Source organism: Kribbella sp. CA-245084, from assembly GCF_050942355.1.
Lineage (GTDB): Bacteria > Actinomycetota > Actinomycetes > Propionibacteriales > Kribbellaceae > Kribbella.
The window spans coordinates 5,202,207-5,223,489 of the sequence record NZ_CP192053.1; the positions used below are offsets into that span (position 1 = coordinate 5,202,207).

A 21,283-nucleotide genomic window follows, 5' to 3' on the forward strand; every position below is an offset into this window, starting at 1 on the left:
CTCGACATCAACGCCGCGCCGGACATCTCGCCGTACACGGTCTGAGGATCGAGGCCGCGAAGCCTGACCGGCCGAGCCGGGCTGTCGTACTGCTGAGCCTCCTGGTAAACGATCACGACCGACTCCTGCCGATCGTCCGTGACGTACTGAACAGCTGACACCCCGCGTCCCGGTTCACCCAGGCGGTACTGCGCGCCGTGCTGGATCACGTGCCGGACCGACTTGTACTCGGCGATCAGATCCCGCGCCAACGAGAGCTCGTCGGCCGACCACTCGGTCAGATCGCCGCCGATCCCCAGCACCCCCGCCATCGCAACGTGGAAGCGATACCGCAACGGCACCGTCCGCTTGTTGATGAACGTCGGTACGTCGGTGACCCAGCACGACATCGTCCGCGCCGGATACACCTGGCTGAACCCGTGCTGGATGTACCGCCGATCCAGCGCGTCCGTGTTGTCCGACGTCCAGAACTGATCCGTCCGCGCCATCATCCCCAGGTCGACCCGCCCGCCACCACCCGAGCACGCCTCGATCGCAACCCCGGGATGCTTCGACCGCAACGCATCGATGATCTCGTACACGGCAGTCACATGATCGAACCAGATCCGCCCCTGCCGCGACGGCTCGGCCGGCCACCCGGTGTCCGCGAACGGCCGGTTCATATCCCACTTCACGAACTGCAGATCGTTTGCCGACAGCAACGAATCCAGCTGCTCGAAAGCCCAGGCGGCAACATCCGGCCGCGCCAGGTTCAGCACCAACTGGTTGCGTCGCAACGACGGCGACCGGCCCTCGAAGTGGTAGACCCAGTCCGGATGCGCCCGGTAGAGCTCGGAGTCCGGGTTCACCATCTCCGGCTCGACCCACAGCCCGAACCCCATCCCGAGCGCCTGCACCTTCGCGATCAACGGCTGCAACCCGTTCGGGAACCGCTCCCGGTTCACCCACCAGTCGCCCAGCCCGGTCCGATCGTCGACGCGGCCGCCGAACCACCCGTCGTCGAGCACGAACAACTCGCACCCGAGGTCCGCGGCCCGCGTCGCGAGCTCGACCTGCCCGGCTTCGTCGACGTCGAAGCCCGTCGCCTCCCACGAGTTGAACAACACCGGCCGTACGTCGCCGGCCCCCGGCAGCACGTGCTTCAACGCGTACGCGTGCCACGCGCGACTCGTCGTACCGAAGCCGCCCGCACTGAACAGCCCGGACGACACCGGCGTCTCGAGCTCCTCCCCTGGCTCCAGCGCCCGTGGCCCGAAGTCCTCGTGGCCCCAGCCGAACAACGCCTGCACCGGCTCGTCGATCTCGTACTGCGCGAGCATCCGCCACGACCCGCTCCAATGCAGCGCCGCGCTGTAGACCTCGCCGTACTCCTCCGTCGCCGCCCCGTCGTCGATCGCGAACCACGGGTTCACGTGATGACTGGTGATCCCGCGCCGACTCTCGAGCACGAACCGCCCTTCGCCGAGCACGTGCCGACTCAGCCGAGTCTCCGCCGCCCATCGCCCGGTCAACGTCGACATCCGGTACGCCGGCTGCTCCGGCAGCACCCACGCCGCCGAGTCCAACCGATGTACGTCGACCGTCGAGGCGGACTCGTTCCGCACGGTCACCCAGCGATCGATCACATCGCTGTCGTCGTACACCCGGTAATGCAGGCCGACGCGCACCGCGCCGACCGCGAACTGCAACTCCACCTCACGGTCGCCGAGCACGGGCCCCACGAAGGACCACTCAACACCGCCACCCCCCAGCGATAACGCCGCCCGTCCGAACTGCAGTCCCCCGTCGAGCGGGTATTCCTCATGCCCGTTCGCAGCTGACCGGAAGCTCGTCCACTCCGCCTCCAGCCGCGCAGCCGTCGACCGCGCAAGGTGCTCCGCGTCGGAGACCGTGATCCGCGCACCCCAGTGCGTGTGGATCGGGATGTCGTCATCACCGAGGTACGCCGAGTACGACGTACCCGGCGTGCTGATCAGCAGGACCCGATTGGCGAAATGGATGCTCATTTGACCGCCCCCGCGGTGAGACCGGCGACGAACTGCTTCTGCAGCGCGACGAAGAACAACAGGACAGGCAGCGACGCGAGGAACGAGAACGCGTACAACGTGCCGAAGTTGGTCGAGTACTCCCCGACCGAGCGATAGACGCCGACCGTCACGGTGGTCCCCGACTCGGGACCGAGGACGATCAGCGGAGTCAGAAAGTCGTTCCACACCCAGACCCCGAGGAAGATCATCACGCTCGCCGCGGCCGGCCGGAGCGTCGGGAACACCACCTGCCAGAACAACCGGAACCGGCTCGCACCGTCGATACTCGCCGCCTCCTCCATCTCGACCGGTACGCCGCCGATGAACCCGGCGAACACGAACACGCCGAACGGCAGGTAGTACGCGACGTTCGCGCAGACCACGCCGACCACCGAGTTCATCAGCCCGACCGCGCCGAGCACTTGCGTGATCGGCTGCAGGATCACCGCCGGCGGAATCATCAGCCCGGCCAGCAACATCAACAGCGCCGGCCGCGTCCATCGCGCGGTCGAGCGGACCAGGTAGTGCGCCAACATTGCCGAGAGCAACGTCAGCGCGACCACCGAGAGCACGGTGATCTGCACACTGTTCAGCAAGGCCGACCAGTACAGCCCGTCCTCGCGGCCGAGGACCGCACCCAGATTGGCGGTGGTCGGCGGCATCGGCAGTCCGAGTGGCGACGATTGGATGTCCTTGACCGGCTTCAGCATGCCGGTCACGACGACGTACACCGGGAAGAAGAACAGGGCGGCCAACGCGACAGCGCCGATCGGTCGCAGTGCCCTCACAGGTGCACCTCCCGACGCCGGAGCACCCGGAGGACGACGCCGCTCAGAGCGACGATGATCGCGAGCATCACGGTCGCCTCCGCCGCCGCGAACCCGATCCGGTCACCGCGGACCCCCTTCTCGATGACGTCGAACGCGATCGACGCCGTGGTGTTGCGGCCCGGTCCGCCGTTGGTCAGCACGAGGATGTGCTCGTACACCTTGAAGCCGCTGATCAGCAGCATCACCGTGTTGATCGTCACCGCCGACGCGATCATCGGCCAGGTGATCGACCCGAACCGCCGCCACCAGCCGGCCCCGTCGACGATCGCCGCCTCGTACAGCTCCCGCGGTACGCCGTTCAGCCCCGCGAGGTAGACGACGACGCAGAAGCCGAGCATCTGCCAGCAGATGATTCCGGAGATCGAGTACAACGCGATGCTCGGATCCGACAGCCAACCGACCTGGTCCAGCACGCCGCCCGGCCGGAGCATGCTCTGCCAGATGACGCTGACCACGATCCCGCTGAGGATCACCGGCGTGAAGAACACCGACCGCAGCAACCGGTACAGCAGCGTGTTGCGGTTCAGCAGCAGCGCGATCGCGAGCCCGAGGACATTCGGTACGACGACCACGATCGCCGTCACCACGAACGTGTTCTTCAGCACCAGCCAGAACTGGTCATCGGCGAACAACCGCTGGAACTGGTCGAACCCGACCCAGTGTGTGGCGGCGGCGAACCGGTTCCGATCGGTGAACCCCAGCACCACGGTCCAGCCGATCGGAACCAGCACCAGCAATCCGTACAGGAACAGCCCGGGCAGGGCGAAGCCGGCGAACTCACGGACCGACCGGCTACTTGAGCGACGCATATTCCTTGTTCAGTTTCGTCACCGCGGCCTTGGCGTCGGACTTCCCGTTCAGCAACTCGACCGCGATCTGCTGCGTCGGCACCGTCATGTCCGCGGGCAGCCCGTTGTCTCCCTGCTCGATCGACAGCGCGGGCGTCACCGTCTGGTCCTTCACCGCCTGGTTGTAGATCGCGAGCGTCTCCTTGAACAGCGGCCCCATGTCGGCCGGCGGCTGGTAGCCCTTGATCGTGTTGAACGTCCCGTCGGCCTTGGTGAACGCGTCTGACGTCTCCTTGTCCTTCGTCCACTCCAGCGCGAACTTCTTCGCCAGATCGACGTTCTCGGCCTTGGCGCTGACGCTCAGCCCGCCACCGGTCAGATTCGGTACGACGGCCTTCCCGTCGTCGGACGGCCACGCGAACACGCCGACCCCGAACTTCGGCTTGTCGTTGTCCGCCGACGTCGCGAACCACGAGCCCATCGGGTACATCGCCGCGGACCCGGCACGGAACGCCTTCTCGTGGTCGGCGTACGAGCGGCTCGTGCCTTGCTTGTCGAGGTACCCGAGTTTGGCCAGCTGCGCGACCTTGTCGGTGGCCTTCACGAAGGCCGGGTCGTCGAACGTCTTCGAGCCGTCGGTGATGTGCTTGGAGAAGTCCGGGTCGCTCAAGTAGACGTCGGTGCCGACCGTGCCGACCCACGTGTACATGCTGGCGAACGTGTCCTGGCCGCCACCGCCGACCGCGATCGGCGTGATGCCGGCCGCCTTCAGCTTCGCGCAGTCGGCGAGGAACTCGGCCCAGGTCTTCGGCGGCGCGGTGATCTTCGCCTTCGCGAGGTCGTCCTTGTTGTAGTAGAGCAATGACTGCGGCTGAGCGTTCGTCGGCAGTTGGTAGATCTTGCCCTTGATCGCGCCCGAGGTCGGGTCGGCGAAGTCCTTCAGGTCGTCCTGGGTGAACTCGGCCAGCTGACCGCCCTCGGCGAAGCCCTGCGGGTTCACCGCGATCATGATGTCCGGCAGCTGCCCCGAACTGGCGAGCTGCTTGGCGTACGTCGTGCGATCGACGTTGGGCGTGACCAGCTTCTTGATCTTCACGCCCGGCACCTTCTGCTCGACCCGGGCGATCGCCGAGTCCCACAGCGAGGCCGGCAGGTTCGGCGTCTCGAACGTGAGCATCGTCAGCTCGACGGTGCCGCCTCCGCTCTTGGTGCTGTCGGCGGGTTTGCCACCTTGCGTACAGCCGGCAAGCGCTACCGTCAGAACAGCCGCCAGGGTGACCGTCAACCGTGATCTCATCAAGGTTCCTCTCGACGGCGCATAATAGGCAATCTAGTTAGCAATATCGGCGCGAGCATAAGGACGATTCATCGGATGAGTCAAGATCGAGCCCACGACGGGCGCACCGGCGATTCGTCGCTGCTGCGCAGGCTCAACCTGTCCGCTGCGCTCGGCGCTTTCCTCGCGGCGGAGTCTCTGACGTTGCGCGAGCTGCGCGCGGTCGTCGGCGTCTCGAGACCGACCGCCGAGGACCTGCTCTCCGAGCTGCTCACCGAGGCACGCGTCGAGGAGACTTCTCCGCCGCGCACACCCTCGTCGACCCGCGCAGCCGGGCGACCAGCCCGGCATTTCCGGTTCCGAGCCGAGTCGGGGTACGTCGCCGGCCTGGACATCGGCGCGCACAAGGCGATGGCCGTGGTCACCGATCTGCGCGGCAATCCGCTCGCCACTCATCGGGTCTCGTTGGACCCGTCCCTTGAGGCCCGCGACCGGGTCCGCGCTGCGATCGACGCGGCGCAGGCGAGCTGGTCGCAGGCGCGCATCGCCCCGGCCGACATCACCGGGATCGCGTGCGGAGTCACCGGTGCGCTGCGGGCGGGTGAAGGCGTCCACGACGTACGCGAAGGACCGGTCGGCTCGGCGCTGGCGCCGTACTCGCTGCCCGGATTCACCGAGATCGACCTTGCAGGCGAGCTGTCCGCGGGGCTGGGCAGGCCGGTTGCTGTGGCGAACGACGTGAAGCTGGCTGCGCTGGCTGAGCACTGGAAGGGCGCGGCGCGCGACCACCGGGACATCGTCTACATGTTCGCCGGTCATCGAGCGGGGGCCGGCGTACTGATCGACGGGCAGGTGCACCAGGGGCGGCACGGTGCCGCCGGTGAGATCGGCGTGTTCCCGGCGCTCGGGTGGGCGCCGGCCATGGAGCGGCTGCACGCGCGAGGTGCGGCGCTGGCTGCCGCCGAGGGGGTCGGGCCCGGGCACGAGGGCGAGCTGGTGATCGCGTCTGCGGCGCGGCAGGACCCGGAGAGCCTCGAAGTACTGATCGAGTTCGCCGAGGTGCTGGCCCGCGGCGCGGCGGTGCTCGCGCTGGCCGTCGACCCCGAGGTGATCGTGCTCGGCGGGGGTATGTCGCGCGGCGGGGCGATCATCGCCGAGCCGTTCCGGCGCGAGCTGGCCAAGCTCACGCTGGTCCCGATCGAGGTGATCAGCTCGGCGATGGGCGCCGACTCGGTCGCTCTCGGCGCGGCCCGGATGGCGCTCGACACGGTGGTCGCGGAGCTGTTGGCGGTGCCGGGGTCTTGACCGGGCCGGGTCAGGCGATGAAAGATCGGATCTCTGAATAGGCAATCTGGTTGCCGTAATTCTTCCGCCCAGCTGGAAGTGAGAGATCACCGATGGCCCTGCGACTCCCCCGCATCATCCTGCTCGTCCTCGCCCTCCTCGCCACCCTCCTCGCCACTGTCTCAGCGAGCCCCACCGCCCGGGCAGAGGTGGAGAACCCGCGCCAGCAGTGGCTGCGCGACTCCACCGCCGGCCTGTTCCTGCACTGGGGCATGTTCACCGCGCCCCGCCACACCGACTGTGCCGCGTGGGAGCGCGATGTCACCGCCGGTGGCTGGAACGCGGACTACTGGGTGGACGAGGCGCTCAAGCTGCACGCGTCGTACATCGTGCTCGCGACCTTCCACAGCCGGCTCGGGTACGCCCGGCCGTGGCCGTCGAAGATCCCCGGCAGTTGCTCCACGCAACGAGACTTCCTCGGTGAACTGGTTGCCGCGGGCAAGGCCAAGGGCGTGCACGTGCTGCTCTACATGACCGACGACCCGCAGTGGCACAACGAGGTGCCCGGTGTCGAGACGCTCGACTCGGCCGCGTACTCGGCGTACAAGGGTCAGCAGGTCGACCTGACCACGCGGCAAGGGTTCGGGATGTACAGCTACGACCTGTTCCACGAGGTCATGGACGACTACCCCGACCTGTCCGGGTTCTGGATCGACAACGACAACGAATACTGGGAACAGCACGGACTGTACGAACAGATCCGGCAGCAACGACCCTCGTGGTTGCTCAGCAACAACAACGAGGACACGCCGATCATGGACACGGTCAGCAACGAGCAGAAGACCGGCATGACCCCGGCGTACGACTATCCGCAGGCGACGTTCACGCCGATGCCGCGGCTGACCGAGGCCGACTACAAGCTGCCGACAAGCGGCCAATGGTGGTACGACGGCAGCGACAGCAAGGTCGACTACGGGCTGAGCGTCGGCCGGTACGTCGCGAACGCCGGCTCGTCGATCAAGTCGCTGATGGCCGAGACCGCGATGGTCAACGGGAAGTTCCCGCCGCAACAGGTCGCCTTCAACAACTTCATGGCGGACTGGCTGCCGCCGATCGCGTCCTCGCTCGAGAAGACCCAGGGCGGCGGCTACATGTACGGCGGGATGCAGCCCGGATTCTGGAACGACGGGGCGCACGGCGTGATCACGCTCGCGGGCACCACGCAGTACGTCCACGTGCTGACGAAGCCGGTGTCACAGGACCTGATCAGGCTGCGTGACAACGGCTATCGGGTCACTTCAGTCACCGATGAGCGCACCGGGAAGCAGTTCCGGTTCAACCAATCCGGCGGGTATCTGAGCATCCTCGGTGTCACGGCGTGGGACACGTACGACACCGTCTTCAAGGTGACCACCGCGGGCCAGACCGGTGTGTATCCGAACAGCATGCTCGAGGCAACTGCTTCGTCCTCGGCCGCGGGGCATCCTGCCTCTGCGTTGGTGGACGGCAGCTACCCGTCGTACTGGGATGCCGACGGCAAGTTCCCGGTCTCGATGACCCTCGACCTCAAACAGCCGAGGCCCGCGACCTACCTGGCCGTCAACCAAACCGAGTGGTCCCCGACGCACGCCCGCGAATCCTTCGGTCGCCCTGAAGACTCGGCCCGCATCAAGGACTACAAGGTCTCGGTCAGCATCGACGGACGGCACTGGAAACAGGTCAGCGCCGCCGCCATGCCCAGCCGGCGCGGAGTCCAGTTCATTGACATCGGCAACCAGCTCGCGCGCTACATCAAGCTGGACGTGCTCAACACGTGGGCGGGAGCGCAGTCCCCGACGTACTTCGGGAAGCTGAAGATCGACGAGATCCGCGTCGGATACGCGTACCCGCAGGCGCTGCACAACCCGGTCCCGCTCGAGGCCGAGTCGGTGCCAGGCACACACGTACTGAAGTGCGCGGCCTGCTCGGGATCCGCCGCAGTGGTCGGCGGGGTCACCTACCGGAACGTCCAAGCGTCAACCGCCGGATCCTACAAACTGGAGCTCACCGCCCTACCGACCCACGACCGGACCCTGAGCGTGCGCACCAACGGCGGTGCTCCCGCGCAAGTCACGCTCGACCCGGGAAACGCCGACGTACCGACGACCATCGCTCTTCCTGTGCAGCTCCAGGCCGGCGCCAACGTCCTTCAAATCAAGGGTGATTCGCCCGTCGACCGCATTACAGTCGGCCCGCTCCCACCCGCGTCATACGTGCCGAAGACGACCATGACAGTCCAACCCTCCGGCATCGTCTGGGTCGGACCAGGCCAGCAGTCGGTCACAGTCTCCGCAAACCTCCGCTTGGACGAGGACGCGCTCGACAACGTGACGCTGGCACCCACCGCCCCGGCCGGCTGGACCGTCACCGGCGCACCGGTCACGGCATCCCGCCTACGCCTGGGCCAAGTCATCTCCGGCACCTGGACCCTCACGGGCTCCACGGCAGCACAGGTGCCGATCGATGTCACCTTCGATACCGTTGGTCTCCCCCACAAGATCTCGAAGACCGTGCCGATCCAGATCCGCCCGACGGACCGGATCTTCATGCGTGAAGCCGAAAGCTCCCTCAACCAGATCGGCTCGGCCGGCATCACCAACTGCGGCCCCTGCTCCGGCGCCCAGAAGGTCCGCAACCTCGGCGGCTCCGACGATGCCCACGTCGTCTTCCCCGACGTGACGGTCCCCACCGAAGGCGACTACACCCTCTACCTGGACTACACGGTCAACGGCACCAAGTCGTACTTCGTCTCCGTCAACAACGGCTCCCCCACCGAGGTGTCGGTCACCGACATCGGCAACAGCACCGTCCGCACAACCAGCGTCCCCATCCACCTAGCCGCGGGCACGAACACGATCCGCATCTACAACACCAACGACTCCGCCCCCGACCTGGACCGCATCGCCATCGGCTGACAAAAGCACTTTGAGCACCCACCAACCGTTTCCGGCACGGATTTTTGGTTGGTGGGTGCTCAAAGACCCCATCAAGCGGCGCGAGCTTCGGCGACGAGTTGGCCGCGGGGGGTTTCGGGGAAGCGGTCGAGGATCGCGTGGACCTCGTCGGCGGTGACGTTCGCGCCGAACATCTCGGTGTGCGGTTCGAGGCGGACCCCTTCGGACAACGGGCCGGCGAGGACCGGGTCGAAGCCAAGAGCGTCGACAAGCTGAGCCACCTCCGCCGCCTCGACGGCCGAGCCTGCGATGGCGATGGCCTTGCGGTCGGGCGCACCTGCAGGCCGGGCGCCTTCGTCGAGGTCGTGGTAGCCCATGTGGTTGAAGGCCTTGACCACGCGCGACCCGGGCAGGAAGTCCTGGACCAGCTCCGACGACGACGTCCGCGGATCGGTCAGGTCGTCGCGGATGCCGTCGACCTCCCACCAGTAGTTCATGGCGTCGATGACGAGCTTTCCGCGCAGTGCGTCGACCAGGATCGTCTGGTACTTCCCGAGCGGCAGCGCCAGGATCACCACATCGGCCTCCGTCGCCGCCTCGGCAGCAGTCGTGGCCACGGCGCCCGGCGTGACGACCTCCACGATCAGCGCGATCTTGGACACGTCACCCGAGCCGGCGATCAGCACGCGATACCCAGCGGCGATCGCGAGCCGGGCAAGAACGGTCCCGACCTTGCCGGCCCCCAGGATCCCGATCGTCGTCACTTGGACTCCGCGAGCATGTCGCGTACCAACGGGATGACCTTCGTGCCGTACAGCTCAACGGCCTTCATCCGAGCGCTCACCGGCAACGGACCGCCCGAGTAGATCAGGTCGAACCGCGAAACCCCGAGCGTGCCGACCGCATCAGCGATCCGGCGGGCGACTGTCTCCGGCGACCCGACGTACATCGATCCGTGCAGTACTTCGGACTCGAACTCCTCGCGCTTCAACGGCGGCCAGCCGCGCAGCGCGCCGATCCGGTCCCGCATCACCTTGTACGGCGCGTAGAAGATCTCCTTCGCCTGCTCGTCCGTCTCCGCGACGAACCCCGGCGAGTGCATCCCGACCGGATGCGCGACGGTCCCGAACTGCTCCGCGGCCCGCTTGTACAGATCCAGGTACGGCGCGAACCGGTCCGGCGCCCCGCCGATGATCGCGAGCATCAACGGCAATCCGTAGTACGCGGTACGGACGACGGACTGCGGCGACCCGCCGACTCCGACCCAGGTGTGCAGCCGTCCGGACTCGGTCTTCGGGTAGACGTCGGCGTTGTCGAGCGCGGCGCGAACCGTGCCCTCCCAGGTGACCGGCTTCTCGTCGAGCAGCTGCACGAACAACTGCAGCTTCTCCTCGAACAGCTTGTCGTAGTCGGCCAGGTCGTATCCGAACAGCGGGAACGACTCGGTGAACGACCCGCGCCCGAGGATGACCTCGGCCCGCCCGTTCGACAGCGCGTCGACGGTGGAGAACCGCTGGAACACCCGCACCGGGTCGTCCGAGCTCAGCACGGTGACACCGGAGCCGAGCTTGAGGTTCGACGTCTTCGTGGCGATACCGGCCAGCACCGTCTCCGGCGAGGAGATCGAGTACTCCGGCCGGTGGTGCTCACCGAGGGCGATCGCGTTCACGCCGATCTGGTCGGCCAGGACCGCCTCCTCGACCACCTGCCGGATCGCCGCCGCGTCCGTCAACGGCGCGCCGGTGTCGTCCACCGGAATGTCACCGAAGGTGTCCAACCCGAAGTCCACCGTGGCCAACTCGGCCATGTCTCCACTCTCCTGTCCGCTCACCCGACAATTCTAGGTTGACACGTCAACACCAGATCAGGGGGCGTTCATTCCCCGGAGAGGGTCACACCCAGTGCCGCAGCTTGTCCGGGTTCAGCACGATCCAGACCGCGGCGACCTTCGCACCCGCGACGCGCAGACTGACGACCGCGACCACTGCGGCGGCGCGGCGGAGTACGACGCCGGGTTGGCCGTTGACTGCCTCGACGGTGAGATCGAGATCCGGGGTCAACAGCTCGGCCAGGCACTGCGCGACCTGCTCCACACCCCGGACCGGGCCCATCGCGGCGACCACCTGCCCGCCACCGTCGCTGATCGCGACCACCTCACGGGCGAGCAGGCTCCGGATCGCACCGGCACTACCGGCGCGGCATGCCGTCGCGAAGCGGTGCACGACAGCATGATCGCTGCGCTTGAACACATCTCCTCCAGCTCATGCGACGGCGGTGAGCTTCGCGGGGTTCATCTGCATCAGCACCTCGTCGATCCCGTCGGCCGACGCGATCACGGTGCACACCGCGAAGACCTCGCCGTCGCGCCGGAGCAGGGCGACCGCACGGCCGTTCGCCGTACTGAACTCGACCTCGACGCCGACCCAGAAGCGGGTGTGGAACGACCGGTAGTACTTCGCAACCCGATCCCGCCCGACGACCGGGAACCTCGACGCGCGCGCCGCCCCGCCGCCGTCGGAGTAGCTGATCGCGTCCTTGGCCAGCAACTGCTCCAGCTCGGCGAGATCGCCCGACCGCGCCGCCTCGACGAAGGCCGAGAGCAACTTCTTCTGCTGGCTCCCGCTGACCTCCGTACGCCGTTCCGCCCGGATCCGCTTCCGCGCCCGACTGACCAGCTGCCGCACCGCCGGCTCGGTCGACTGCAGCATCGCGGCCAGCTCGTCGTACGGATAGTCGAACGCCTCGCGCAAGATGTACGCCGCCCGCTCGGTGGGTGACAGCCGCTCGAGCACGAGGAGGACCGCGAAACTCAAGGCCTCCCCGCGCTCGGCACCGAGGTACGGATCAGCGCTGGTGTCGACCGGCTCCGGCAGCCACGGCCCGATGTAGGTCTCCCGCCGGGCGCGCGCGGACTGGCTCGCGTTGATCGCGAGCCTGGTCACCGCCGTCGACAGGTACGCCGCCGGGCTCTGGACCGTACTGCGGTCCGCGGCCTGCCAGCGCAGCCACACCTCCTGGACCAGGTCCTCGGCCTCGGCGTGGCTGCCCAGCATCCGGTACGCGATCCCCATCAGGCGCGGTCGCACCTCGTTGAAGACCGCGACCGCGTCGTCGAGCTCGGTCGGCTCATCCGCCATCCATACCCCGCTTTCGTCAGCTCGAGGATATTGCCGAGCCGGCGTCAGCTTCGTCGTCACCCTCCAGCACTGCGATGGCGTCGTGCAGGCTGTGCAGCTCGACGGCCTCCTCCTGCGCCTCGACCGGGTCGAGCAGCCAGTCCGCGGGCGATCCCAGGTCGTCCTCGGCCGGGGTGTTCGCCGCGTTCAGCCGAATGTCGGCGTCGACCTCGACCTCGAGGGCCTGCAGGAATTGCTCATCGGCGTCGTTGAGGCCCATCGTCATCGACCGGCCTGAGCGGCGTACCACTCGTCGTAGTGCAGCTCGCCGAGGGTGGCCGGGCCGATCGGGACCAGGCTGCGCTCCTTCAGCTCGGAGCCGAAGTACCGCGCGTGCGGGTCGGAGACGACCTCGCGGTTGTCGCCGCGCTGCGCCAGCGCCTTCCGGAAGAACTCGTCCATCCGGTACTCGTCCGGACCGGCGATGTCGATCCGCGCGTTCAGCGGCTCGCCTACTGCGACCTTTCCGAGGTTCTTCGCCACGTCCTCACCGGCGATCGGCGCCCACGCGACCGGCGCGATGTGCACCTTGCCGTCGTCGCGGGTGCCCTCGTCCGCGGTCGGCGCGACGAACTCGAAGAACTGCGTCGAGTGCACCAGGGAGTACGGCAGACCGGAGGCCTTGATCAGCTCCTCCTGGGCGATCTTCGCGGCGAAGTACGCGTTCTCCGGCATCCGCTCGGTGCCGACGATGGAGATCCCGACGTGGTGCCGGACCCCGGCCGCGTCCTCGGCCTGCAGCACGTTGCCGGTCGAGGTCTTGAAGAACTCCATCACCGGCCCGGCCTCGAACGACGGCGAGTTGGCCACGTCGACCACGACGTCGGCGCCCTTGAGCACCTCGGCCAGGCCCTCTCCGGTGATGGTGTTGACACCGGTGCTCGGCGCGGCCGGCACCGCCTCATGGCCGTGCTCGGTGAGCTTCGCCACCAGCTTCGTGCCGATCAGACCGGTGCCGCCGATGATGACGATCTTCATCGCAGATCCCCTTCGATTGTCTTTACGTGTCTGTGCGCTGTCATCAGGTAAGACAGGGCAGGCCTCGGGCTTGTGACAGTCACACCTGGGGCTTGTGTCCTGTCTCACTGATGACGACGTCTTGACGAAGGGACACACCGTGCCGAACGCCACGGTCCGGATCCGCGTGCGGATGACCGCACGGCCGATCGACGAGCCGAACCGGGTCTCCAGCCAGCTGGAGCTGCTGTTCGACCTGACCTTCGTGATCGCGATCGCCGCGGTCACGGAGCAGTTCGCGCACACGATCGTCGACGGCCACGGCGGCGACGGGCTGCTGCCGTTCCTGCAGGTGTTCTTCGCGATCTGGTGGGCCTGGATGAACTTCACCTGGTTCGCCTCGTCGTACGACACCGACGACGTGACGTACCGGATCCTGACCATGGTGCAGATGGCCGGCGTGCTGCTGCTCGCGGCGGGCGTCCCGGCGGCCGCGGACCACGGCGACTATCTGATGGTCACGACCGGCTACCTCGTGATGCGGCTCGGCCTGATCTCGCTCTGGCTGCGCGCAGGCATCGAAGACCCGGACTCACGCCGTACTGCGTTCCGCTACGCGTTCGGCATCGGGGCGTTGCAGCTGGGCTGGTTCGGGCGGCTGTATCTGGCCGACAACGGCGCGTCCGACACCGTGCTGCTCCTCGCGTTCATCGCCCTCGCGATCCTCGAGCTGTCCGTGCCGCTGTGGGCGGAGCGGCCCCGGGCGACGCATTGGCATCCGCACCACATCGCCGAGCGGTACGGGCTGTTCACGATCATCCTGCTCGGCGAAGCGGTCCTGGCCTCGTCCAACGCAGTACGGCGTGCTGTCGAGGAGACCGAGGTGAGCGCCGAGCTGATCGCGGTCGCCGCGTGCGGTTTGGTGATCCTGTTCGCGTTGTGGTGGCTGTACTTCCTGCGTCCTGCCGGTCCGCGGCTCGAGGAGCGCCGGGATCGCTCGTACCGCTGGGGCTACGGCCACTACGGCATCTTCGCGTCGCTCGCCGCGCTCGGCGCCGGCCTGGAGGTCGTCGTCGAGCAGACCAGCCACGACCTGCACATCTCCCCGACCGCCGCGAGCTACTCGGTCGCCGTACCGGCCGCCTGCTTCGTCGCACTGTTGTGGGCCGTGCACCGGATCATCTCGGAGCCGTCCCGCATCCACCTCGGTACGTCGTTCGCCGGCGTGGTGATCCTGCTGCTCCTGCCGCTCGCGACCCCGCAGCTCGGCTCGGTGGCCGACCTCGTCCTCATCGCTGCCACCTGTGTCGCGCTCGTCGCCGTCGCGTCCTGGGACGAGAGCGTCAAGCAGTCAGACCAGACAGCGTCTTCAACGTCGAACGAATGATGTCGACGATCGGCTCGCCGTCCGGATCGGAGATCCATCGCTCGAACGAGACTCGGAACACGGCGACCCCGGTCTCGGCCGCGAGCGGCGCGACGTCGGGAGCCACCCCGCGCTCGAGCAGGCCCTTGGTGAGCGCGGACGTCAGCGCAGCCATCTTGATCAGCTCGCGCTCGCGAAGCTCAGGGGTCGCGTTGATGACGCCCTGACGACGGCGCGAATACTCGCGGCGGATGTCGTCGAAGAACTCGGCCGACGCCAGGACGGCGGCCGCGACCGCCTCCATCGGTGTCGCGTCCGCCGGAGCATCGGCCAGCGCCTTCACCATCAGCTGCTCGAGGAGCTCGGATCCGGCGAACAGCACCTCGCGCTTGTCCGCGAAATGCCGGAAGAACGTGCGCGCGGTGACACCGGCCCGGTCGGCGATCTCGGCGACGGTCGTGCCGTCGTACCCGCGCTCGGCGTACAGCGCCATCGCCGCCTCACGCAATCGCCCGGCCGCGTCCGGTTCCCACCGTCCCATGGGTCGATCCTAGCTGATGTCATTGACTGACATCAGAACCTGTAGCATTGTGATGTCAGTCAATGACATCACCTGAAGGGATCTCCCAATGCGCGTGTTCATCACCGGAGCATCCGGGCACGTCGGTTCGGCCGTCGCACCGGAGCTCCTGCACAACGGCCACTCGGTTCTCGGCCTGGCCCGGTCGGACGAGTCGGCGAAACGCCTGACGAGCTGGGGCGCCGAGGCCGTTCGCGGTGACCTCGACGACCTCGAGCGCCTGCAGGCAGCGGCGGCCGCGGCGGACGGAGTCGTGCATCTCGCGTTCCGCCACGACGCTATGCAGGCGGGCGACATGGCCGGCGCGGCCGCGTCCGATCTCGCCGCGCTGCAAGCGATCGGCGACGCTCTCGCCGGCACCGACAAGCCGCTGGTCAGTACGTCGGGCACCGGCATGCTCGCCGGCATCGTCAAGGACCGGACGGGCACCGAGGAGGACTTCGATCCGTCCGGCGGGTACCGCATCGACGCGGAGAACTTCGTCATCGAGCTCGCCGCCAAGGGCGTCCGCTCGTCGATCATCCGGCTACCTCAGATCACCCACAGCCGGCTCGACCACCACGGCTTTGCGCCCTCGCTGATCGCGTTCGCCCGCCAGAACGGCTTCTCGGCGTACGTCGGTGACGGGTCCAACCGCTGGCCGTCCGTGCACACGCTCGACGCCGCGACGCTCTACCGTTCGGCCCTCGAGTCGGCACCCGCGGGCAGCCGCCTGCACGCCGTCCAGGACGAAGGCATCGAGTTCCGCACAATCGCCGAGGCCATCGGTACGGGACTCGACCTGCCGGTGCGCTCGATCACGCCGGACGAGGCACCGCAGTACCTCGGTTTTCTCGGTCGGTTCGCCACCATGAACAGCCCGACGTCCTCGGCCCGGACGCGTGAGCTGCTCGGTTGGCAGCCCACGCACCCGGGTCTCCTCGCGGACCTGGCGGAGGGGTTCTACTTCGAGGGCTAGACCTTCAGTACTGGCGCGATCGTCTTCGACCGTGAGCCTTCGTACGCCGCGAGCAGGATGCCGAGGACGGCGATCCCTTCCTCCTCGGTGTGCAGCGGACGGGTCTTGCCGAGCAGGGAATCGGCGAAGTGGCCGATCTCGGCGATGAACGTGTCGACCGGTTCGAAGTCGAAGGTCTCGGTCTCGCCGGACCGCAGGCGGTAGGACAGCGTCGTACCGTCACTGGTCAGTGAGCCGAGCTCGCCGACGGCGGAGAAGCGTTCGGTGGAGGCAGCCGGCTGGTAAGCCCAGCTGGTCACGAGCTGACCGACGACTCCGTTGTCGAACTTGATCAGGACCTGCGCGGAGTCCTCGCCCTCCATGAACTTCAACCGGTGCGTGGAGAGCATCGCGGTCGCCTCGACCGGCAGCCCGCCGGCGAGGTGCAGCATCAGATAGGTGGGGTGGTACCCGGTGTCAATGAGCTCGCCACCGCCACTCGTCTTGCTGCTCGCCCGCCAGCCCATCGAACTCGGGTCGAAGTCGTTATAGAAGCTGTCGGTCGTCCGTACTTCGTAAACGGTGCCGATCGTGCCCGCCTGCAGCAGCTCACGTGCCTTGGCGACAGCCGGCATGAACAACTGGTTGTGCGCACACATCAGCGTCACGCCGCTCTTGACAACTGCCTTGCGCACATCGGCTGCTTCCTCGGCCGACAGGCACAGCGGCTTCTCGCACAGGATGTGCTTGCCCGCCTCGGCGGCCGCGACGATCGCGTCCCGGTGCAGGTGGTGCGGCAGGCAGATGTCGACCGCGTCCAGTTCCTCGTTGGCGAGCATCTCCCGGTAGTCCGTGTACGCCGCGGCGCCGAGCTCCTCGCCGCGCTTCTTGGCCGTCTCCTCGACCGCATCCGCAACCGCCGTCACGCCGATCTTGTCGGCGTGCGCGCGGTATCCCTTGATATGAGCCGACGCGATCCCGCCGGCCCCAATGAGCCCAACCTTGATCATCGGAAGTCTCCTCAGTTGTAGGCGATGGCGTTACCGGTCTTGGCGGCCTCGTTCGCAGCCACCACCAAACGGGTCAACTCGACTGCGCGCGCGATGTTGTCGTCTGCACGGGTCCCGTTGTTGATGTGGTCGACCCACTGCGCGAACGCATCGGTCGAGTGCTCAGGCACGCCCACCTGCTCGCCGTTCACCAGCAGCACGTTGCCCGCGTCTGTATAGGTAAGCGTCCCATCGGTGCCGAACAGCTCGATCGTGAACGGGTTGTTGCTCGCGAACCCGGCCTCGATCACGCCGATCTTCTGGTTCGGGTACCCGACGACTACGACAGCGTTGTCTTCCAGACCGCGCTCGGCGATCGAGCGGTACGTCGCAGTGACCGTGTCGGGCTGCGCGCCGAGGAACAACTGGGTCAGGTACACCGGGTGGCAGCCGAGGTCGGTGAGCGCGCCGCCGATCGCGGTCGACGGCTCGAAGAACCGCTGCGGCAACCAGCCCTCGACACCGTCGCGCGGGATGGCGCCGTCGTGCGACAGCCGGACCCGGCCGTACGTGATCGTGCCCAGCGTGCCGTCGTCGATGACCTCGCTGATCGCCTGCGTGTAGCCGTGGTAGAGCCGCGGCAGCGACACGATCAGCTTCACACCGGCCTCGTCGGTCGCGGCGACGATCTCCTCGGCCTCGGCGACCGTCGGCGCGAGCACCTTCTCGGTGAAGATGTGCTTGCCTGCCTGGGCCGCCTTGACCATCACATCGCGGTGGACGTCGGTCGGCGTCGTGATCACCACGCCGTCGAGGTCCTCGCGCGCAAGCAGTGCGTCGAGGTCGTCGGTGAACTCGACCCCGAACTGCTCGGCGGCGGACTTGCCGCGGTCCGGGTCGTCGTCCCAGACCGCCACCAGTTCCGTCCCCGGGTGCGCCTTGGCCTGCCTCGAATAATCGCCGGCGTGCACGTGCCAGAAGCTGAGGGTCGCGATCTTCAGTGGGTTGGACACCTGGTCCTCCTGATGCGGAAACGTTTCGGATCGACCGTCGGCAGATCACGGTACAACGTTGTCAGGAGGTCTGGACAGGGGTGCGGCGCGCCCTTTCACACGGTGAGATCCGTGCGCAGTCCGAGTGCTTATAGTTATCCAGGAGTCCTGGATAACGTGAGGAGCGACGATGAGCGAGGAGCCGGTCGGCGGGGATCTCTCGCGGTTGCGCCAGCTCAACGCATCCGCCGTACTGCGGGAGTTGCGGGGCGATCAGCCGCTGACGCTCACCGAATTGTCCAAACGGACGGGACTGTCGCGCGCTTCGACCGAAGATGTTGCACGCGACCTGCTCGGACGCGGCTGGCTGGCCGAGGTCGCGCCCGCGTCGGGGTCGGTCGGGCGGCCGGCGCGGCGGTACCGGTTCAACGCCGGGGCCGGGCGGTTGCTCGGAGTGGACATCGGCGGACACAAGGCGCTCGCCCTCGCCACCGATCTCGAGGGCAAAGTGCTGAACCAGACGCGTATCACGGTCGATCCCGAGGCGGGCCGACGCGAGCGACTCGCGGTGATGGACCGCTGCGTCGCGAAGGCGCTGGCCGGCGCGGGCGTCGAGGCCGGCCAGATCTGGTCCACAGGCGTCGCGACCACCGGCCTCGTCGACGGCTCCGGCAAGGTCATGCTGTCCGACTCCCTCCCCGAATGGAGCGGCGTCGACCTGGCCGCCCACGTACGCCGCCTTGTCCCCGGACCCGTCCGGGTGGAGAACGACTGCAAGCTGGCAGCGCTCGCGGAGACCTGGCACGGAGTCGCCCGCTATGCAAAGGACGTTGTGTTCCTGCTGGCGGGCCTCCGCACCGGCGCCGGCCTGATCATCGACGGCAAACTGCACCGAGGCTTCGCCAACTGGTCCGGCGAAATCGGCGCCCTCCCGGCCGCCGGCTGGCTACGGGCCCCGGAACACCTCACCAACTGGCTCGAGGGCACCGCGGCCTCCTCCCCCTCGCCGTCCGCTCCGGTCGAGTTCGAGACCGTGTTCATCGCCGCGCGGACGGGTGATCAAGGTGCAGTCCAGGCCGTCCGTGACTATGTGCGGGACCTTGCGGTCGGGGCCTCGGCGCTCGTGCTGACGTTGGACCCTCAGCTGGTGGTGATCGGCGGTGGGTTCTCACGGTCGGCGGACGTGATGGTGGAGCCGCTGCGGCGCGAGCTGGATCGGTGGTGTTTGCGGACACCGGAGATCCGTGTCTCGGCGTTTGCCGACGAAGGGGTCGCGCTCGGCGCCGTACGGCTCGCGCTCGATGAGGTCGAGGCGACGATCAGGACCGGCCTGAGACCTTGACATAATTTTCCTGGACTCCATGATTATTCCCATCGCCCCGCCCAGCGAGAGGAAGCATCATGATGCGTCCGTTCCGCCTGCTCAGCGCACTCCTCACCGGTGCACTGCTTGCTGCCCTGCTGGTCTCCCCCGCCCAGGCGACGATCAGCGGCACCTCCGCGACCAACACCGCCACGACCGTCACCTACCGCTTCTCCTACACCGGCACCCCGCAGTTCCTCCGCGCGTACGTGGACACCGACCGCAACGCGTCGACCGGGTTCGCGCAAGCAGGCACCGGCGCCGACTACCTGCTTGAGAACGGCAGCCTCTACCAGCACACGGGCACCGGCTGGAGCTGGACGCTGATCCGCACGGTCACGTTCTCCAGCTCAGGCGGAGTCGCGCAATGGACCGTCAACCGCTCCGACCTCGGCGAGACTGCGACCCCGAACGATGCCGACCTGATCTTCCAGGTGGAAGCGCCACTCGAGACCTCCACGAAGTACACCCACGTGTACTCCGGCGGCACCAGCGGCGGCGTGACCTACACAGCGTCGACCGACAACTTCGCCAATCCGGAGCGCGGGTTCTACCACCACACCGGTGACTGCGACAAAGCCGACTTCTCCCAGAGCACCCTGCAGAGCTACCGCACCGGCCAAGGCATCTCGCTGGTGATGTGCGTCTTCTACCTGGCGGAGTACAAGAACGGGCCGATCGCACAAGCGGCTCTCGATCAGCTCCAGCAGCAGATCAACACCGTCCGGGCGGCCGGCCTGAAGATGGTCCTCCGCTTCGCATACACGACCTCGACCGCCGGAGACGACACCACCAAGGACAGGATCCTCGCCCACCTCGACCAACTGGCGCCGTACCTCAGCTCCGGCAAAGACGTCATCGCGGTTGTCCAAGCAGGCCTGATCGGTGCCTGGGGTGAGTGGTACTACACGCAGAACTTCGGCAACGCCGGCACTGTCACGTCGACCGATTGGGCCAATCGCAAGGCCGTCACCGACAAGCTGCTGAGCGTCGTCCCGTCGACCCGGATGATCCAGCTCCGTACGCCGAAGTTCAAGCGCACCATGTACTCGACGACCGCCGTACAACCGGGTGCCGCCTACAACGGTTCGGCGCTGTCCCGGATCGGTCACCACAACGACTGCTTCCTCGCCAGCCCCGACGACTTCGGCACGTACGAGAACCCGTCCGTCGAGTACCCGTACCTGCAGGCCGATACGTCGTACGTCCCGATGGGCGGCGAGACCTGCGGCTCGAACCCGCCGCGTTCCAGCTGCCCGACCGCGACCGGCGAGCTCGCGCAGTTCCACTGGTCGTTCATCAACACCGACTACGAGCCGACCGTCCTCAACTCGTGGAACAGCGGCGGCTGCCTCGCCGACATCAGCAAGAACCTCGGCTACCGCTTCCGCCTCGAATCCGGCACCTACCCGGCGACAGCCTCCGCCGGCGGCAGCCTGCCGATCTCGTTCACTGTCCACAACGACGGCTACGCGACGCCCTTCAACCCCCGCAGCCTCGAGCTGGTACTGCGGAATACGTCGAGCGGCTCCACCTACAAACTCGCGATGAGCTCCGACCCGCGCCGCTGGACGGCTGGTACGTCGACCACTGTCTCGCAGACGCTCACGCTGCCCACGAATCTTCCGGCAGGTTCGTACTCCCTGCTGCTGAACCTGCCGGATCCGCTCCTGTCCACTCGCCCCGAGTACTCCATCCACCTCGCCAACCAGGGCACCTGGGACGCAGGCACCGGGATGAACTCGCTCCTGCACACGCTCACCGTCAGCTAGTCCGAGGAGACAC

At 67.3% G+C, this 21,283-nt stretch carries 18 protein-coding genes and 1 pseudogene; 6 read left to right on the plus strand and 13 right to left on the minus strand.

The genetic code is table 11. The annotated features are described in order from the left end of the window. Positions 1-8: 8 nt before the first annotated feature. The 4 genes and pseudogenes from ACQPYH_RS24905 to ACQPYH_RS24920 all read right to left on the minus strand — a co-directional run. Positions 9-2,006: pseudogene (locus ACQPYH_RS24905) on the minus strand (alpha-galactosidase); the annotation flags it as partial. Beyond that, complete coding sequence (locus ACQPYH_RS24910; RefSeq protein WP_432875830.1) at positions 2,003-2,815, minus strand: carbohydrate ABC transporter permease; 813 nt, start codon at positions 2,813-2,815, stop codon at positions 2,003-2,005. The pseudogene ACQPYH_RS24905 and the gene ACQPYH_RS24910, both read right to left, overlap by 4 nt. Then, entirely contained in the window at positions 2,812-3,666 is an 855-nt protein-coding gene (locus ACQPYH_RS24915) for a carbohydrate ABC transporter permease (protein ID WP_432875833.1), read from the minus strand. Before ACQPYH_RS24915 ends, ACQPYH_RS24910 begins: the two co-directional genes overlap by 4 nt. Then, entirely contained in the window at positions 3,650-4,942 is a 1,293-nt protein-coding gene (locus ACQPYH_RS24920) for an ABC transporter substrate-binding protein (protein WP_432875836.1), read from the minus strand. The genes ACQPYH_RS24915 and ACQPYH_RS24920 overlap by 17 nt, the downstream gene beginning before the upstream one ends. A 75-nt stretch (positions 4,943-5,017) precedes the next feature. Between ACQPYH_RS24920 and ACQPYH_RS24925 the strand changes: the two genes are divergently transcribed. Further along, entirely contained in the window at positions 5,018-6,226 is a 1,209-nt protein-coding gene (locus ACQPYH_RS24925; protein ID WP_432875839.1) for an ROK family protein, read from the plus strand. Between the two features lie 92 nt (positions 6,227-6,318). Next, complete coding sequence (locus ACQPYH_RS24930; RefSeq protein WP_432875842.1) at positions 6,319-9,159, plus strand: alpha-L-fucosidase; 2,841 nt, start codon at positions 6,319-6,321, stop codon at positions 9,157-9,159. Positions 9,160-9,230: 71 nt separating this feature from the next. Here ACQPYH_RS24930 and ACQPYH_RS24935 read toward each other — a convergent pair whose 3' ends face one another. From ACQPYH_RS24935 to ACQPYH_RS24960, 6 genes are all read right to left on the minus strand, one after another. Further along, complete coding sequence (locus tag ACQPYH_RS24935; protein WP_432875844.1) at positions 9,231-9,902, minus strand: NADPH-dependent F420 reductase; 672 nt, start codon at positions 9,900-9,902, stop codon at positions 9,231-9,233. Further along, positions 9,899-10,969, minus strand: a complete 1,071-nt coding sequence (locus ACQPYH_RS24940; RefSeq protein WP_432875847.1) for an LLM class flavin-dependent oxidoreductase — start codon at positions 10,967-10,969, stop codon at positions 9,899-9,901. The genes ACQPYH_RS24935 and ACQPYH_RS24940 overlap by 4 nt, the downstream gene beginning before the upstream one ends. 61 nt (positions 10,970-11,030) lie before the next feature. Further along, a complete protein-coding gene (locus ACQPYH_RS24945) occupies positions 11,031-11,387 on the minus strand; it encodes a hypothetical protein (protein ID WP_432875849.1) in 357 nt (118 codons plus the stop codon). 12 nt (positions 11,388-11,399) lie between these two features. Beyond that, entirely contained in the window at positions 11,400-12,275 is an 876-nt protein-coding gene (locus ACQPYH_RS24950) for an RNA polymerase sigma-70 factor (protein WP_432875852.1), read from the minus strand. A 16-nt stretch (positions 12,276-12,291) separates the two neighbouring features. Then, a complete protein-coding gene (locus tag ACQPYH_RS24955) occupies positions 12,292-12,540 on the minus strand; it encodes a hypothetical protein (RefSeq protein ID WP_432875855.1) in 249 nt (82 codons plus the stop codon). Next, a complete protein-coding gene (locus ACQPYH_RS24960) occupies positions 12,537-13,292 on the minus strand; it encodes an SDR family oxidoreductase (RefSeq protein ID WP_432875858.1) in 756 nt (251 codons plus the stop codon). The genes ACQPYH_RS24955 and ACQPYH_RS24960 overlap by 4 nt, the downstream gene beginning before the upstream one ends. A gap of 121 nt (positions 13,293-13,413) precedes the next feature. Between ACQPYH_RS24960 and ACQPYH_RS24965 the strand changes: the two genes are divergently transcribed. Continuing rightward, positions 13,414-14,658, plus strand: coding sequence for a low temperature requirement protein A (locus tag ACQPYH_RS24965; RefSeq protein ID WP_432875861.1), 1,245 nt, complete (start codon positions 13,414-13,416; stop codon positions 14,656-14,658). Here ACQPYH_RS24965 and ACQPYH_RS24970 read toward each other — a convergent pair. Beyond that, a complete protein-coding gene (locus ACQPYH_RS24970) occupies positions 14,615-15,178 on the minus strand; it encodes a TetR/AcrR family transcriptional regulator (protein ID WP_432875864.1) in 564 nt (187 codons plus the stop codon). The two genes, ACQPYH_RS24965 and ACQPYH_RS24970, sit on opposite strands and share 44 nt — an antisense overlap. Positions 15,179-15,266: 88 nt before the next feature. On the opposite strand from ACQPYH_RS24970, the gene ACQPYH_RS24975 reads away from it, so the two are divergent. Beyond that, positions 15,267-16,175 (plus strand): SDR family oxidoreductase, encoded by a 909-nt coding sequence (locus tag ACQPYH_RS24975; protein WP_432875867.1) that lies wholly within the window; start codon positions 15,267-15,269, stop codon positions 16,173-16,175. Here ACQPYH_RS24975 and ACQPYH_RS24980 read toward each other — a convergent pair. Together ACQPYH_RS24980 and ACQPYH_RS24985 are read right to left on the minus strand one after the other, a co-directional pair. Continuing rightward, on the minus strand, positions 16,172-17,164 hold the full coding sequence (locus ACQPYH_RS24980) for a Gfo/Idh/MocA family protein (protein WP_432875869.1): 993 nt from the start codon (positions 17,162-17,164) through the stop codon (positions 16,172-16,174). The genes ACQPYH_RS24975 and ACQPYH_RS24980 overlap by 4 nt on opposite strands. Positions 17,165-17,175: 11 nt before the next feature. Continuing rightward, complete coding sequence (locus ACQPYH_RS24985) at positions 17,176-18,156, minus strand: Gfo/Idh/MocA family protein (RefSeq protein ID WP_432875872.1); 981 nt, start codon at positions 18,154-18,156, stop codon at positions 17,176-17,178. 169 nt (positions 18,157-18,325) lie between these two features. On the opposite strand from ACQPYH_RS24985, the gene ACQPYH_RS24990 reads away from it, so the two are divergent. After that, positions 18,326-19,477, plus strand: coding sequence for an ROK family protein (locus ACQPYH_RS24990; RefSeq protein ID WP_432875875.1), 1,152 nt, complete (start codon positions 18,326-18,328; stop codon positions 19,475-19,477). A gap of 59 nt (positions 19,478-19,536) precedes the next feature. Continuing rightward, complete coding sequence (locus tag ACQPYH_RS24995; RefSeq protein WP_432875877.1) at positions 19,537-21,270, plus strand: DUF4832 domain-containing protein; 1,734 nt, start codon at positions 19,537-19,539, stop codon at positions 21,268-21,270. The last annotated feature ends 13 nt before the right edge of the window (positions 21,271-21,283 follow it).

Coding starts and splice junctions, on each gene's coding strand:
- ACQPYH_RS24950 (WP_432875852.1), bottom strand. CDS start 12,275: ATGGCGGATGAGCCGACCGAGCTCGACGACGCGGTCGCGGTCTTCAAC.
- ACQPYH_RS24980 (WP_432875869.1), bottom strand. CDS start 17,164: ATGATCAAGGTTGGGCTCATTGGGGCCGGCGGGATCGCGTCGGCTCAT.
- ACQPYH_RS24925 (WP_432875839.1), top strand. CDS start 5,018: ATGAGTCAAGATCGAGCCCACGACGGGCGCACCGGCGATTCGTCGCTG.
- ACQPYH_RS24920 (WP_432875836.1), bottom strand. CDS start 4,942: ATGAGATCACGGTTGACGGTCACCCTGGCGGCTGTTCTGACGGTAGCG.
- ACQPYH_RS24995 (WP_432875877.1), top strand. CDS start 19,537: ATGATGCGTCCGTTCCGCCTGCTCAGCGCACTCCTCACCGGTGCACTG.
- ACQPYH_RS24930 (WP_432875842.1), top strand. CDS start 6,319: ATGGCCCTGCGACTCCCCCGCATCATCCTGCTCGTCCTCGCCCTCCTC.
- ACQPYH_RS24975 (WP_432875867.1), top strand. CDS start 15,267: ATGCGCGTGTTCATCACCGGAGCATCCGGGCACGTCGGTTCGGCCGTC.
- ACQPYH_RS24955 (WP_432875855.1), bottom strand. CDS start 12,540: ATGACGATGGGCCTCAACGACGCCGATGAGCAATTCCTGCAGGCCCTC.
- ACQPYH_RS24990 (WP_432875875.1), top strand. CDS start 18,326: ATGAGCGAGGAGCCGGTCGGCGGGGATCTCTCGCGGTTGCGCCAGCTC.
- ACQPYH_RS24970 (WP_432875864.1), bottom strand. CDS start 15,178: ATGGGACGGTGGGAACCGGACGCGGCCGGGCGATTGCGTGAGGCGGCG.
- ACQPYH_RS24915 (WP_432875833.1), bottom strand. CDS start 3,666: ATGCGTCGCTCAAGTAGCCGGTCGGTCCGTGAGTTCGCCGGCTTCGCC.
- ACQPYH_RS24960 (WP_432875858.1), bottom strand. CDS start 13,292: ATGAAGATCGTCATCATCGGCGGCACCGGTCTGATCGGCACGAAGCTG.